A 14,155-nucleotide genomic window follows, 5' to 3' on the forward strand; every position below is an offset into this window, starting at 1 on the left:
CGCGAAGTGCGGTATTGTTCTCGTGCGCGGTCGGCGCGGGGAAGATCCCGGGCCGGACAAGCACCGGGACGTGGCGCAGTTTGGTAGCGCACTTGACTGGGGGTCAAGGGGTCGTGGGTTCAAATCCCGCCGTCCCGACACGGTGAAAGAAGCCTTTGACTAGCGGGAAACCGCAGGTCAGAGGCTTTTTTCATAGGGGTCGGCGGACAAGTCGCAGGTGCCGCACGGGCGCGGTCCCTGGGACCGGTTCGGGGCCAGGGGCCTCTCGGCGGCCCTCGACGAGGTAGCGGCTGAGGGCGGCGCCGGCCAGGTGGATCGAGCGGCGGTCCGGGTGGAGGTACCGCTGGGTGGTGGTGATCGAACCGTGCCCGGCGATCATGCGGAGGACGCGCACGGGAATGCCGGCGTCCGCCATCCATGTCGGTCCGGTGTGCCGCAGGTCGTGACGGCGCAGGTGTTCGTAGCCGAGCTGGACGGCGACCTCGTCCCAGTGGGTGGCGTCGCGCAGGATGGCCGTGATGATCCGCCCGCCGCGCGGCCCGGTGAGGAGCCGGGCCATGGGGTCGTGGCCCACGGCGTCGAGTACGGGGTGAGACGGGCGTGCTGGGATGCGAGCGTCCGGCTTCACCTGCCCTTCTCGCAGGGCGACGCCGAAGGTGCCCTTGATCCGTGGAGATCACCGGTGGCCGATGGGGAGCGGCACGGTCCGCCGCGTGATGACGACGGCGGCGAGGAGTGGGCGGGCGGGTACGGCGGACCGCAGGAAGCGGGCGGCCGTTCCCGGGTCCGTCTCGTTGGACCGGACCGGTTCGCCATGGACTACGCTCCGGCCAAATGATCACCGATTCGCCGGTGTGTATCCCGGCTGCTTCGACGTTCGCCGGACGCCAGCGATCCCCTCTGCGCGCTCTGTTCGGGGTCCTGGGCGTGCCATGGCACGAAGATGCCGGGGAACTGGCCGCCGCGGCGGCGCGGCACTGGATGGTGCCGGAGCACGGCCGGACCCTCATCTCCTGTACGCCCAAAGGGCCCGGGCGCTGGGCCTGTTCGGCGAGATGGGGCTGTTGGAGGCGACCTGGCCCAAGGCGGGCACGGTCTTCGGTGAGACAGCCGTTGTCGCGGGTCTGTGGACGGCCAACGAGCGTCGGTTACGCCTGGTGCGCCGGCTGCGGGAGGAGCACGGGTGCCGGCTCGGGCCGGTGACGTTGTGGTGCGGCCAGCGGCTGCGGGAGGAGCGCGACGGGAGCCTGGAGGAGATCCTCGGCCGGCTGGCCGCCGCCGATCCGCGGCTGCTCCACCACCCCTGGGTACGTGCCGAACTCGCCCGCGACCCCGAGGACGGCAACCGGTGGGGAGCGCCCGTTCGCCACCGAGTACGAATTGGCCATCGTCGCCGCCCTGGTCGTATTCGGCCCTGCCCTGGCCGTCACCGCCCACTACCCGGCCACCGGCCCGGCCACCGTCGTGGGCATTCCTCGCCGCACCGTCCTGTGGCAGCAACTGCGCACCGTGGACGGGCTGGAGCTGACGGTGCTGAACGCCGCCGCCCGGCACCGGCCCCAGGGGTCGCCCCGGCACACCACCGCCAGCTGCGCCGAGGAACGGCTGGTGCACCTTCCCCCGGCCACTGGGGCACGCGTCCTGGTCGTCTCCGGAAATCCGCACACCGAGCGCACTCTGGGCGACATCGCCCGCGTGGCCCGGGCCGCCGGGCGTGACGATCTGAGCCTGCATCCGTCGGGGAACGCGGCGCCGGAGCGGCCCTGGCGTCTGGAGCTGTGTCTGGGAGAGGTCGCCCGTCTGCTGCACAACGACGCCGTTCACAGCGGGGTGGCGCCGGTGGTTTCGGCTGCGGCGCGGCGGGCGTAGTCGGCTTTGAGCTGGTCGAGTTCGTCCAGGCGGTAGCCGAAGAGGAGGGCACGGTCGTAGGCGGCGCCGAAGTTGTGCACGTTGTCCGGGTCGAGCTTCTGGTAGAGCCTGACCCGGGCGATGCGCTTGTCGAGCGTGTCCCAGCCCGAATGCACCACCCGTACCCGTCGATGTCCTCAAGGCGGCCGTGGTCGGTGTGGTTGAGCGGCCAGTGATGGTTGTGCAGGGGCTTGCGCCCGGCCTCAAGTCCAAGCCGGTACCGCCAGATCGCGCAGCGCATGCTGGTTGCCGCGCCCATGAGTGGCACCATGCGCGGGAACTGCGGGTCGTTCCACGACGACACCAGTGGGCACCGCACGCCGGCCACCCCGTCCGGGAGGGCTGCCAGGCGTGCCCGCAGGTCGCCCTCGGCGTCCAGTACTGGTCGTCGTCGGTCACGACGACCCAGTCGGGCCGGCAGAAGTCTGCCATCCGGTACAGCAGTTCCAGCCCGGCCGACTCCGGCGACGGGACTGCCGAGGTGCTGCGGAGGCACCCGGTAAGAACGGCACCGCGTCCATGGGCGCCGAGCGGATCAACCAGGCGAACTGGCGCAAGCGTCGCCTGCGCTTCCAGGTGCCCCAGGTACGCAGAGCGTCACCGTCTCCCTCTCCGACCCCGGCCGCAGCGGATTCGGCCCCGAGCACGGCGCGGACCCCGACGAGCACCGCGGCATGCACATCGCCCACGTCTGGCCGGAGGCGATTCCTGACACGATCTCCGCCGGCCGCGATAGTGGCTGATGCCTGGGTGAGGAAGCCGCCCACCCACGGACAGGCTTCAGGCCGCCGCAGCGGCCGTGTCGGGTGAGGAGGGTGGCGCCTCGTGCAGGGCTCGTGGTCGGCCGCTGCACGACGCCCTCGTCGCCGGTGCTCAGCCCGGCGGTACTGATCCTGGGGTGTTTTCCACGGTTGCGCGGATCCACCGGGCCCCGACGCAAGGGCCCTGGCCCGAGTCGGACCAGGGCGCCACGACTCAAGGCGTGCCCGACGGTGCCACCGCGGTGGCGACGAGTCGGCGGGCGTAGGAGGCGTCGAGCCCGTCGGGGCGGAAGAGGATGCGGTACATCAGGGGGGCGACGACGCGGTCGATGACCGTTTCGGTGTCGGGTGTGTGCTCGCCGCGTTCGCTCGCGCGGGTGAGGATGACGTCGATCTGCTCGGCGGCGTAGGCGGAGCACCGGCCGGCGTTGCTGCCGTCCGGATCGCCGAGCAGGGCGTCGCGGATGTAGGCGCGGCCTACGGGGGAGGCCATCTCGTCGAAGAACTGCTCGGCCCAGGCGGTCAGGTCGGACGTCAGGTCACCGATGTCCTTGGGCGCCGTGTCGGGGCGCAGGTGCTCGACCGCCACGTCCGACATCAGTTCCTGCAGGTCTCCCCAGCGGCGGTAGATCGTCGACGGTGTGACGCCCGCGCGCTGGGCGACCATCGGTACGGTCAGGGCGTCCCGACCCACCTCCGAGGTGAGTTCGCGGACGGCTGCGTGCACCGATGCCTGGACTCGGGCGCTGCGCCCGCCGGGGCGCGCCATCTGGCGACTCATGCCACCAGCTTAAAGCAAAGTCGTTGCATCTAGAGGGTTTGGATGAATGCGGCCCGAGCGGAGCCGGGGAGTGGGCCCGGGTGGATCGTTCCGCCCGGGCCCACGTTCTTCCTCAGGACACCGGTGCGAGCTCGCGGGCCGGGCGGGTCCGCTCGTAGGCGTGGCCGACCCGCAGCAGCACGCTTTCCCCCAGGGGGCGGCCGAGCAGTTGCATGCCTATCGGCAGGCCCGCCGCGTCGAGGCCGACCGGGACGGACAGGGACGGCACGCCGGTGATGTTGGCCGGGGCCGAGAGGCGTACGTAGGCGTCGGAGACGCTCTCGACCGTGCCGTCGGCCCAGGTGATCACTTCCTGGTCGGCGGCCGCCGCGGTGGCCGGGACCGTGGGGGCGGCGATGACGTCGACCTCGTCCAGCAGGCGGGCCCAGGCCTGCCGCATGAGGGTGCGGGAGCGTTGGGCGCGCACGTAGTCCCCGGCGGGCATGAGCTGACCGGCCTCGAGGAGGATGCGGACGTCCGCCTGGTACAGCTCGGGAACCGTGCGCAGGGTCTGCTCGTGGTAAGCGGTGGCCTCCGGCACCATCAGGCCCCACTGGGTGGCCTGTATGTAGCGCGTCATCGGAATCTCCACCTCGACGAGCTGCGCGCCCAGGGACTGCAGCTGGTCGATGGCGTGCCGCACGGCGGCTTCCACCTGCGTGTCGACGTGGTCGAAGTAGTAGTTGCGCGGCACGCCGACGCGCAGTCCGGTCAGATCCGCGCCCGCCGCCCCCGGCCGGTAGTCCACCCCGGGCGCGACCAGCGAGGCGGGATCGTGGGGGTCGTGACCGGTGAGGGCGGACAGGACCAGGGCCGCGTCCTGTACGGTCCGGGTGATCGTGCCGACGTGGTCCAGCGACCAGGACAGTGACGTGATGCCCGTGCGGGGGACGAGGCCGTAGGTCGGCTTGAGGCCGACGGTCCCGTTGAGCGCGGCGGGCACGCGGACGGATCCGCCGGTGTCGGTGCCGATGCTGAAGGTCGCGGTGCCCGCGGCGACGGCGACGGCGGACCCGCCGCTGGATCCGCCGGCGATCCGGTCGCGGTTCCAGGCGTTGTTGGTCTGCGGGGTGATCAGACCGTAGGCGAACTCATGGGTGTGGGTCTTGCCCAACAGGACCGCACCGGCTGTCGACAGGCGCGCGGCGACGGTGCTGTCGGTCTCCGCGCGGTGGCCCGCGCGAACCCTGGAGCCGGCCGACGTCGCCGCACCGGCGACGTCGATCAAGTCCTTCAGCGCCATGGGGATGCCGTGCAGCGGGCTGCGCAGCCGGCCGGCTGCGGCATCGTTCGCGGCCTCGCGGGCTTCCTGGCGGGCCTGCTCGGCGGTGACGGTGGCGTAGGCCTGAAGGTGCGGCTCCACCTTCTCGATGCGGCCGAGGACGGAGTCCACCAGCTCGACGGGGGACAGCTGCCGCGTCCGGATCGCGTCAGAGGCTGCGGTGAGAGACAGTTCGAACGGCTGCATGGTGCTTCTCCTCTCCCGCGCGGTAGGCGAACGCGGGTGGGGTGTCCTCGAAGTCGAGTTCCCGCAGGACGGCGACGACGGAATGGATGTGGTCGGCGGTGGCCGCGACCGTGTCGTGACGGTCGGTCGGCAGAGGGAGTCCGGCACGGGCGGCCCAGCGGGCCGCCTCCGGTGGAGTGAGTTCATCGGCGGACACGGATCGTTCTCCTGGTCAGCTGGAGCGGCGGATGCCCTCGGACGGCAAAAGCTAATCGTTTGCGTTAGGCGACTGTAGGGCCTACGGTGACTTAAAGCAAATGAATTGCGTTTAGCGTGAAGGGGGCGGGTCGCGTTCCTCCCGCCCCGTGTCCCGCGTCAGCGCATCCGCGCACGGCCCCGGCCGAGCCGCCCGCACCGCTACCGCGAACCGTCCACGACCGAAGGCGAGAAAAGCCCATGAAGACCCCGCCAACCACCACCGCTCCCTCCTGGGCCGTGGGCGACATCACCGTCCACCGCATCGACGAGGTCCCGCTTCCGCCCGCGACCGGACCCTGGCTGCTGCCCGGCGCGACTACGGACGTGGTCTTGGGACACGATTGGCTGCGCCCCGACTACGCCGACCACGACGGCACCCTGCGCCTCGACAGCCACAGTTTCGCGTTCGTCGTGGGTGGGCTGCGCGTCCTCGTCGACACGGGCATCGGCAACGGCAAGGAGCGGGCCAACCCCGCCTGGCACAACCTGCGGACGGACTTCCTCGAACGCCTTGCCGCCGCCGGTTTCTCCCCGGACTCCGTCGACCTGGTGATCCTCACCCACCTGCACGCCGACCACGTGGGCTGGAACACCCGGAAGACGAACGGCGAATGGGTCCCCACCTTCCCCGACGCCCGCTACCTCACCTCCCGGGTCGAGCGGGAGTTCTGGGCCACGTACGACATGGACGAGCCGCGTGAGCAGATGTTCCGCGACTCCGTGATCCCCGTCGAGGAGGCGGGGCTGCTCGACCTCGTCGACGTTCCGGAAGGGGGCGTCGAGATCGCCCCGGGCCTACGCCTGGTCTCCACGCCCGGCCACACCCCCGGCCATGTCTCCGTGGAGCTGACCAGCCGGGGCGAGAGGGCACTCATCACCGGCGACTGCATCCATCACCCGGTCCAGCTCGCCCGGCCCGCAGTCGGTGCCTGCGTCGACATCGACCCGGCGCGGTCGGAGGCCTCGCGCCGTGAGCTGCTCGACTCCCTGGCCGACACGGACACCCTCCTGCTCGGTACCCACTTCGCACCGCCCACCGCCGGCCGCGTGGTCACCCATGGGGACGCCTACCGGCTCTCGTCCGTCCCTGCCCCATCGCACTGAGACGGCGCCGCCCGGTTGTCCGACTGCGTTGGTGACCGGCATGGACCGGGCGGCACGGCGTTCCGGCCATCGAGCAGGGCGCCGGTCCACCAGCGCCCGGCCGTTCCCGGCGCATTCCGGTGCACCGGAAGCCGGTCTTCGCCCAGGTGGCCACGACGGTGGCAAGGTCCCGTGGGCCTGGACCCATGACATATGCGAACCGCGACCGGAAGGCGAGCTCCGGCCTGCGCCGGAGGCCAGAGGTCCAGTTGGCATCCGTTGTCACGGCGCAAGGACGCCGTTCCCGTCTCGGCCGGATTGTCCGGATGAGGTGTACGGGGCCACCGGAGCGCGGCGATTAGGCTCCGGCTTGCTCCGGACCGACCCCATCCTCATCGGCGCGGCATGTCCCGCGCCCGATGTGCCGTGCCTGCAGACGGGAGAAGCACTGATGGCAGGCGTATCGAGTACGAGTACCGGAACCGGACCCCAGCCCATCGGCCTGCCCGACGGTGTCATCGCCACCGTCGCGGGCACCGGTGCCGCCGGATATGTCTCCGACGGCGGCCCCGCGCCACTGACCAGGCTCAACCTCCCCCTGGGCCTCGCCGTCGACAAGCAGGGGAATCTCTACCTCGCCGACCGCCACAACCACCGGATCCGCAAGGTGACCCCGGACGGGACCATCACCACCGTCGCCGGCAACGGGCAGGCGGGGTACGTGTCCGACGGCGGGCCCGCCGTCGCGACCAGGATCAGCGATCCCGTGGACGTGGCCGTCGACGACGCGGGCAACGTCTTCATCGCCGACACCGGCAACCACCGGATCCGGAAGGTGACTCCCGCCGGCATCATCACCACTGTCGCCGGCAACGGCGAAGCGGGGTACGTCTCCGACGGCGGACCCGCCATCGCCACCCGGCTTCACCACCCCCACGGCATCGCGGTGGACCACGAGGGAAGCGTGTACTTCAGCGAGTGGTCCAACCACCGGGTCCGCAAGGTGTCTCCCGCCGGCATCATCACCACTGTCGCCGGCAACGGCGAAGCGGGGTACGTCTCCGACGGCGGCCCGGCCATCGCCACCCGGCTTCACTACCCCTCCGGAGTGGCGGTGGACGCCGAGGGAATTCTGTACATCGCCGACTGCCTCAACCACCGGGTCCGCAAGGTGTCCCGCAACGGCATCATCACCACCGTCGCGGGCAACGGCACCGCCGGCTACGTCTCCGACGGCGGCCCGGCGGTCGCCACCACCCTCTTCCACCCGCACGGTGTGGAGCTGGACGCCGCGGGCAATCTGTACATCGCCGACAGCGCCAACCACCGCGTGCGCAGGGTGTCCGCCAACGGCATCATCACCACTGTCGCGGGCACCGGGATCGCGGGCTACGTCGACGACGGCGGCCCGGCCGCCTCCACCCGGCTCTACAGCCCGTGCGGAGTGACGCTGGACTCCGCCGGAAACCTGTACATCGGCGATTACAGTAACCACCGGGTTCGCGGCGTGACGGCCGTCGCCGACATGACGCCGCCACTGCCGCCCGCAGCCGATCTGTACGCCGAGAGCGTCTCCCCCTACGCGGTCCAGCGCGGTCAGGACTTCGACCTCGGAGTCCGGGTCAAGAACCGGGGGCCCAACCCGGTCGACGGGCGGTTCGTCACCGTCGTCCTGGACCTCGCCGCCGGCCTGTCGGGCGGCCCGGGCAGCAGCGGCCGACGGCTCAGCCGCAGCTTCACCGGCCAGCAACTGCCGGCCAACCAGGGTTCCCTGGACGGTGTCTTCCGCGTCAGCGCCCCGGACACCACGCCTCCGGGCGTCTACCGGTCCACCCTGGAGATCCAGTACAGCGGCGACATCAACCTCAAGGACAACATCGAGCATCTTCCGGTGACGGTCGTCGTCCCCGCCCCGATCGGCGACGAGAGCGCTCTCACCGTCATCCAGGACACGATCCCCGCCGCCGCGCCCGGCCAGCGGACCGTCTTCACCATGAGGTTCACCTCCGCCACCGGCCAGCCGGTCAACCCGGGGGACATCGTCCAGCGTTTCACCGCGCCGGACGGCTTCGTCTTCAGTGGCCAGCCCGCGTGCGCGTACCCCGACACCATCCACGGCGTCGTCCCCGGCCACTTCACCCACCGTATCGAGGACTCCGGGCAGACCCTGATCATCGAGGGGAACCCGCACCTCAACACCACCACCAGCGACACCGGTTCGCTCGTCTACACCATTCCCGTGCAGGCCCGGACGGACGCCCTGCCCGGCCGCTACGACAACGGCTCGGCGAGCATCGGCCGCCTCGCCCCGGTCCAGATCTCCGGCACGATCACCGGCACCCAGTCGGACCTCACCGCCCGGGTGACACAGACGAGGTTGCAGCAAGCGCGCTTACGGCCCGGCGACCAGTACGTGTACCCGGCGGTCCTGCAGATCACGAACACCAGCCGGCGCGCCATCGACACCGAGCAGATCGAGTTGACCGCCCCGGACGGCATGCGGTTCACGGAGGACCGGCTCGTGCTGTGGCACGAGGACACCGGCCAGGAGGTCGTCAACGCGGCCCAGCGGTCGCCCGACGGCCGCACCCTCACCTGCCGCCAGGCGCGACTGGACGTCGCCCCCGGCAAGTGGGTCCTGCTCTACCCGGAGATGGAGGTCGACTCCTTCGCGACTCCCGGCACGGTCAGCGTGACCCTCCGCCTGGGCACCCCGCCCTTCGCCTCGGGCCAGGCCTCGATCGTCATCGACACGCCGTAGCGCAACCGCGGGGGTCACCCCACCGAGGGTGACCCCCGCGCCGCACCGCCACCCCACTCCCGGCAGGAAGCGGAGACAGCACGCATGAGCACTGCTGCGACACCCCCGGACTCCACGCCGACCGACCCCGAGGTCACCGGCATCCGGACCCTGGGCCACGCCAACCGGTTCGCCGTCTGGGACAGCGAGTTCCGCTACGACGGCCGCATCCGCGTCCCGATGGGCGTGAGGATCAAGGAGATCACGTACTCCTACACGGGCAACGGGCAGGTGGACATCACCGCGACCGAGGTCAAGCGCGGCCGGGGCGGCATCGACCAGGAGTTCGAGGTCGTCGACCTCACCTTCCTCGACGACGCCGATCTGATCACCTTCACCCTGCGCGGCGACCTCAACGTCGACGCCGACCCCCGCCCCGCGTACGGCCGCACGTACCGGATCCGCGTCGACGTCGTCCTCGACAACGGGGACGTCCGCACGGCGAGCCCTGAGATCGAGGTGCTCGCCGGCGCCTGGCAGCAGAGCGACCCGGAGAAGGTCGGCCGGCCCTTCGTCCGCCTGCCCTACGACAACAACTGGGGCGGTGCCCCCAACAGCCAGGCCGGCTTCGGCTTCGTCACGGACAACGGCCGCATCCCCGGCGACAAGTTCATCATCGACCTGGTGAACCTGCGCCAGGGCGAGCAGGGCGTGCCGAGCAACAACAGTGACCACGTCTACTACCAGCTCGTCCACGAGGACGGCACACCCTCGCACTACACCCCGACCCCGCAGCTGCAGAAGGCCGAAGGCCACAAGGACAGCGGCACCGGCCGCAAGGTCACCCTGCCCCCGATCGACCTGCGGCAACTGGGTGACAAGCCGGGCTACTACCGCTTCCTGGTCTGGCCGCAGTCCGCCAACCCCGACGGCACGCCCAGCGGTCTGCGCTGGGACGAGGCCAAGCCGGAGGACGCCTTCCAGCTCGGCAGCGTCTACTACCGGTACACCGCGCCGCGCAGCATCGACACCGGACTGCGGGCCACCATCAAGACGCAGACCCTGACGGCGACCGCCGGCCAGGATCGCTGGATCTACCCGCCCTTCGTCATCCGCAACACCGGCCGGCGCACCATCGGCACGGTCAAGGCGGTCTTCACCGCCCCCGAGGGGATGCGGTTCACCGAGGACCGGGTGGCGTTCACCCGCTGGGAGGACGAGAGCCGCGAGGTCGTCGCCCCGGGGGTGCTGTCGGCCGACCACCGCACCCTCACCTGCCCGGCCGTTCCGCTGGACCTGGTGCCGAGCGGGCCCGGCAGGGACGCCTGGGTGTCGGTCTACCCGGCGATGGAGGTCGAGGCGACGGCCCCCGCCGGACGGGCCCCGGTCGGCATCCAGCTGGGCGAACCGGTCTTCGCCACCGCACAGGACACCATCGAGATCCGCCCCAGGAGCTGACCTGGGCCACGGGTGCCGCGCGCCCGCGCGGCACCCCGCTCCTCCTCGTACCCGGACCACACCGCTCCAGGAGCACCCGCATGCGATGGCCCCGCCCCGGACGACGACGCCCGGCTCCCCGTGCCCGACACGACGGGACGGCCACGGCTCCCCGCGTCCTCGCGCTGATCCCCGCCCACAACGAGGCCGAGCGCATCGCCGCCGCCATCGCGGCGCTGCACCGCCAGGAGCGCCCGCCGCACCGCATCGTCGTCGTGGCCGACAACTGCACCGACGAGACCGTGGAGTCGGCCCGGGCCAACGGGGCCACCGTCATCGAGTCGCAGGACAACCGGCACAAGAAGGCCGGCGCCCTCAACCAGGCCCTCGGCCGGCTCCTGACCGGTCTCGACGACACCGACCTGGTCCTCGTCCAGGACGCCGACACCGTGCTCCAGCCGTCCTTCCTCGCCAGTGCCATCGCCGCCATGGACAGCACCGTCGGAGCCGTCGGCGGCATCTTCTACGGCGAAAGGGGCGGCGGCCTGCTCGGGGCGCTGCAGCGCATCGAATTCCACCGCTATGCCCGCGAGATAGCCCGGCGGGAGTTCCGGGCCGATGTGCTGACCGGCACCGCAACCCTCTTTCGCGTCGGGACCCTGCGCGAGGTCAGACGGGCCCGCCTGGACGGGCTCATCGGCGGCGGCACCTCCTACTACTCCCTCGCCTCCCTCACCGAGGACGACGAGATCACCAAAGCCGTGCGGACGCTGGGCTACCGGACCGTCTCCCCGCCCGGCTGCGGCGTCGTCACCGAGGTCATGACCAGTCTGCCCAAGCTCTGGCACCAGCGGCTGCGCTGGCAGCGCGGCGCCCTGGAGAACCTGCGCGACTACGGCTGGACACGGGTCACCGCCCCGTACATCGTCCGGCAGGCCTTCATGGGCCTGTCCGTGCTCTTCCTCGCCCTCTACCTCGTCTTCACCGGCTGGATGCTGGCCCGTGGACGGCCGCAGTTCACCCCCTTCTGGATCGCCGTCGGCCTCGTCTTCGTCGCGGAGAAGGTGGTCACCGCGCACGGCGCCGGGTGGAAGTCCCAGCTGCTGGCCGGCACGCTCGCCGTCGAGCTCGCCTACGACATGTTCCAGCACGCCGTCTACGTCCGCTCCCTGTGGGACATGGCCCGCGGCAGGGAAGAGCACTGGCGCGCCACCTGAGCCTCAACGCGGCTGACCGTCCAGCACAGTTCGGCACCATCATCGAGGGGCAGAGATCACGTGTACGGAGGATTGCCACCAGCCGGAGCGCTGGGTGTCGGCGGGGCATCGGCGCTCTCGGTGAAGGCCCTCGCGCGGCCCGGATCCGGCTTTCAGGCCCTGGCCACGGTGGTCGCGGCGACAACCCTCGTCATGGCGGGGGCCTCCGTCTGCAAACTCCTGCCACCCAGGCGCCGGGTCGTCCGGGCACTCACCGCAGTGCAGCCACCACGAGGGGACTTCCGCCGCGAACGATGGCCTCAGGGCGATCGTCCCAGCCGCACCGTCCTGCGGCGCTCGGATCTCCTGCAGTGACGCCCCGGCTCAGCGTCTGCCGCCGAGGCTGTCGCGCAGGTCGGCGATCTCGTAGCCGCGGGCGCGGACGGCGTCGATGATCCGGGGGAGGGCGTCGGCATCGAGGACGGTGTCCTGGCCGTCGGAGCCGACGTGCATCTGGATGACGGCGCCGGGGCGCAGGGCGTCCAGTGCCCGCTGGACGACCTTGGGTACGGTCATGCCGCCGGCGGGGCCGAGGTAGCCCTTGGTGTCGGTGGTCCACTCGATGTCGGCGAAGCCCAGGGCGTTGACCTCGGCGATCTCCTGCGGGGTGGTGTCGCCGTAGGGGAAGCGGAAGAACGGCAGCGGGGTCGTGCCCGCGGCGGCGCGGAGGGCGCGGTCCGCGCGGAGAACCTCCGCCGCGCGCTCGCCGGGTTGCAGGGTCTCGAAGTGGGGGTGGTTGTAGGAGTGGTTGCCGATGCCGTGGCCGGCTGCCGCGATGGCGCGGGCGGCGTCCGGGTGGCGGTCGGCGAAGTCGCCGGTGAGGAAGAAGGTGGCCGGGGCGTGCTGACGGCGCAGTACCTCCAGCACCGTGTCGAGCCCTTCCGTCTCCCAGGCGGCGTTGAACGTCAGCGCCACCACGCGTGCCCGCGTGGGCATGGTGCGGTTCTCCGACCCGTACAGGGACGAGACGCCGTCCTCTGCCGGTACGGCAACTGAGGGCGGCGCCGCGGCGAACACGGCTGCGGCGGCCACCACCGCGGCCATCGTCCTTCGGACTGCTTGCGGGAAACGGGCCATGGTCCCTCACGCTACCGTCAACCAGGGAAGGCGAGTTGGCCACTCGGACGAGTGGTGCGGGGCGACGGCTGCCATGGTGTGCGTCATATCGGCGCGGTGACGATCAGCGGCCGAAGCGGTCTGCCCCGCCGTACGCTCCTCGCGGCCTGCGGCGCCGCCCTGTCGATGCCGCACCTGCCGACCAGGGCCGCTGCCGGTGTGTGCCCCACCTGATCCAGGCCATCGGCGACCGGGGCTACGGCTTCACCTCACTGGACCCGCTCATGCGCTGACGGATTTACCGCCCCAGCCGGATGCGGTGGATCTGGTCGCGGCCCTCCGGGCCGGTGCCGGACTTGTCGACCGCGTAGGCGGTGGTGCCGGCGACCGTGATGTGGTTCGGGTTGGGGCTCGTCGGGAGGGTTTCGGTCACGGTGGCCTTGGCAGGGTCGACGATCGTGACGTTGGCTGCCGTGCGGTTGGCCACCAGGACGCGGCCCGTGCGGCGGTCGGTGGCCACGGACAGGGCGCCGGCGCCGGTGGGGACGGTCCTGGTGACCGCCTTCTTGCGCAGGTCGACGACCGAGATGCCGCCTGCCGCCTGGTCGGCGGTGTAGGCGGTGCGGCCGTCGGGGGAGAGGGCCACGGATATGGGGCCGTTGCCGGCGGGGATGAAGGACGGGTCCTTGGCGTAGGGGGAGACGGCTATGAGGCGGTTGCCCTTCAGGTCGGTCGCGTAGACCGTGCCCGTCCGCTCGTTGACCGCGAGGCCGGCGGGGGCCGCGCCCGGGACGGTCACGCGCTTCTTCTCCTTGAACGTGCGCGTGTCGAAGGCGACCACCGTGCCGTCCCCGAAGCCGCCGGCCCAGGCGAGGTCGTGGCGCTCGTCGACGACGACCTCGCGGGCGTGGGCCACGTTCGGCAGGGTGGCCAGGTGCTTGCCGGTGCGCTGGCTGTAGACGGCGAGGGAGTTGTTGCGGGTGTTGGTGGTCCAGACGGTGTCGTGCTCGTCGTCGACGGCGACGCCGTAGACGGCCTCGACGGCTCCGGTGGCGGCGTCCGTCACCGGCGGGGTGTAGGTCGCCTTCACCTCGAGGGTCTTCGGGTCGACCTTGAGCAGGGCCGAGGAGGTGACCGGCGGGCGGCCGACGGCCGTGGTGGCCCACAGGACGTGATGGCGCTCGGAGTAGGCCGACTGGTACAGGCCCTTGGCGAGCGGTGCCGAGACGACGGTCGAGGGGTGGGGGGCGGCCGAGGCGGTGCCGGTCGTGAGCGGCACGGTGCCCGCGGCGAGGGCCAGGGCGACGACGGCGGTACGGCGGGTGGTCGAGGGCATGCTGCGTCGGTCTCCTTGAGGGAAGGAATGCGGAGGAGGTTTAAGTTAGCTTA

13 protein-coding genes and 1 tRNA gene are annotated in these 14,155 nt (G+C 71.3%); 6 read left to right on the top strand and 8 right to left on the bottom strand.

From position 1 onward, the window contains the following. The first annotated feature begins 64 nt into the window (after positions 1-64). Positions 65-138, top strand: a tRNA-Pro gene (locus AB0K17_RS05890). Between the two features lie 52 nt (positions 139-190). Here AB0K17_RS05890 and AB0K17_RS05895 read toward each other — a convergent pair. Further along, positions 191-574: a tyrosine-type recombinase/integrase gene (locus tag AB0K17_RS05895; protein ID WP_365982200.1), complete on the bottom strand. Its 384-nt coding sequence runs from the start codon at positions 572-574 to the stop codon at positions 191-193. 574 nt (positions 575-1,148) lie between these two features. After that, a complete protein-coding gene (locus AB0K17_RS05900) occupies positions 1,149-1,298 on the bottom strand; it encodes a hypothetical protein (protein ID WP_365982201.1) in 150 nt (49 codons plus the stop codon). A 13-nt stretch (positions 1,299-1,311) separates the two neighbouring features. Between AB0K17_RS05900 and AB0K17_RS05905 the strand changes: the two genes are divergently transcribed. After that, positions 1,312-1,869 (top strand): hypothetical protein, encoded by a 558-nt coding sequence (locus tag AB0K17_RS05905; RefSeq protein ID WP_365982202.1) that lies wholly within the window; start codon positions 1,312-1,314, stop codon positions 1,867-1,869. Here AB0K17_RS05905 and AB0K17_RS05910 read toward each other — a convergent pair. From AB0K17_RS05910 to AB0K17_RS05925, 4 genes are all read right to left on the bottom strand, one after another. Next, on the bottom strand, positions 1,821-2,027 hold the full coding sequence (locus tag AB0K17_RS05910; RefSeq protein WP_365982203.1) for a hypothetical protein: 207 nt from the start codon (positions 2,025-2,027) through the stop codon (positions 1,821-1,823). The two genes, AB0K17_RS05905 and AB0K17_RS05910, sit on opposite strands and share 49 nt — an antisense overlap. 856 nt (positions 2,028-2,883) lie before the next feature. Beyond that, entirely contained in the window at positions 2,884-3,450 is a 567-nt protein-coding gene (locus tag AB0K17_RS05915; protein ID WP_365982204.1) for a TetR/AcrR family transcriptional regulator, read from the bottom strand. A gap of 112 nt (positions 3,451-3,562) precedes the next feature. After that, positions 3,563-4,957 carry an amidase gene (locus tag AB0K17_RS05920; protein ID WP_365982205.1) on the bottom strand — a complete coding sequence of 465 codons (1,395 nt, stop codon included), beginning with the start codon at positions 4,955-4,957 and terminating at the stop codon, positions 3,563-3,565. Next, entirely contained in the window at positions 4,920-5,153 is a 234-nt protein-coding gene (locus tag AB0K17_RS05925) for a hypothetical protein (RefSeq protein ID WP_365982206.1), read from the bottom strand. Before AB0K17_RS05925 ends, AB0K17_RS05920 begins: the two co-directional genes overlap by 38 nt. Before the next feature lie 239 nt (positions 5,154-5,392). Here AB0K17_RS05925 and AB0K17_RS05930 point away from each other — a divergent pair, with 239 nt between their 5' ends. From AB0K17_RS05930 to AB0K17_RS05945, 4 genes are all read left to right on the top strand, one after another. Beyond that, positions 5,393-6,298: an MBL fold metallo-hydrolase gene (locus tag AB0K17_RS05930; protein WP_365982207.1), complete on the top strand. Its 906-nt coding sequence runs from the start codon at positions 5,393-5,395 to the stop codon at positions 6,296-6,298. Between the two features lie 430 nt (positions 6,299-6,728). Then, entirely contained in the window at positions 6,729-9,038 is a 2,310-nt protein-coding gene (locus tag AB0K17_RS05935) for an NHL repeat-containing protein (RefSeq protein ID WP_365982208.1), read from the top strand. A gap of 84 nt (positions 9,039-9,122) precedes the next feature. Beyond that, positions 9,123-10,475, top strand: coding sequence for a hypothetical protein (locus AB0K17_RS05940; RefSeq protein WP_365982210.1), 1,353 nt, complete (start codon positions 9,123-9,125; stop codon positions 10,473-10,475). Between the two features lie 80 nt (positions 10,476-10,555). After that, on the top strand, positions 10,556-11,671 hold the full coding sequence (locus AB0K17_RS05945; protein WP_365982211.1) for a glycosyltransferase family 2 protein: 1,116 nt from the start codon (positions 10,556-10,558) through the stop codon (positions 11,669-11,671). Positions 11,672-12,034: 363 nt separating this feature from the next. On the opposite strand, the gene AB0K17_RS05950 is transcribed toward AB0K17_RS05945, so the two are convergent. Together AB0K17_RS05950 and AB0K17_RS05955 are read right to left on the bottom strand one after the other, a co-directional pair. Next, positions 12,035-12,745, bottom strand: a complete 711-nt coding sequence (locus tag AB0K17_RS05950) for a polysaccharide deacetylase family protein (RefSeq protein WP_365982212.1) — start codon at positions 12,743-12,745, stop codon at positions 12,035-12,037. 319 nt (positions 12,746-13,064) lie between these two features. Further along, positions 13,065-14,102 carry a YncE family protein gene (locus tag AB0K17_RS05955; protein WP_365982213.1) on the bottom strand — a complete coding sequence of 346 codons (1,038 nt, stop codon included), beginning with the start codon at positions 14,100-14,102 and terminating at the stop codon, positions 13,065-13,067. Positions 14,103-14,155 lie beyond the last annotated feature (53 nt).

The organism is Streptomyces sp. NPDC049585 (assembly GCF_040675615.1).
In the GTDB taxonomy this organism is placed as follows: domain Bacteria; phylum Actinomycetota; class Actinomycetes; order Streptomycetales; family Streptomycetaceae; genus Streptomyces; species Streptomyces luteosporeus.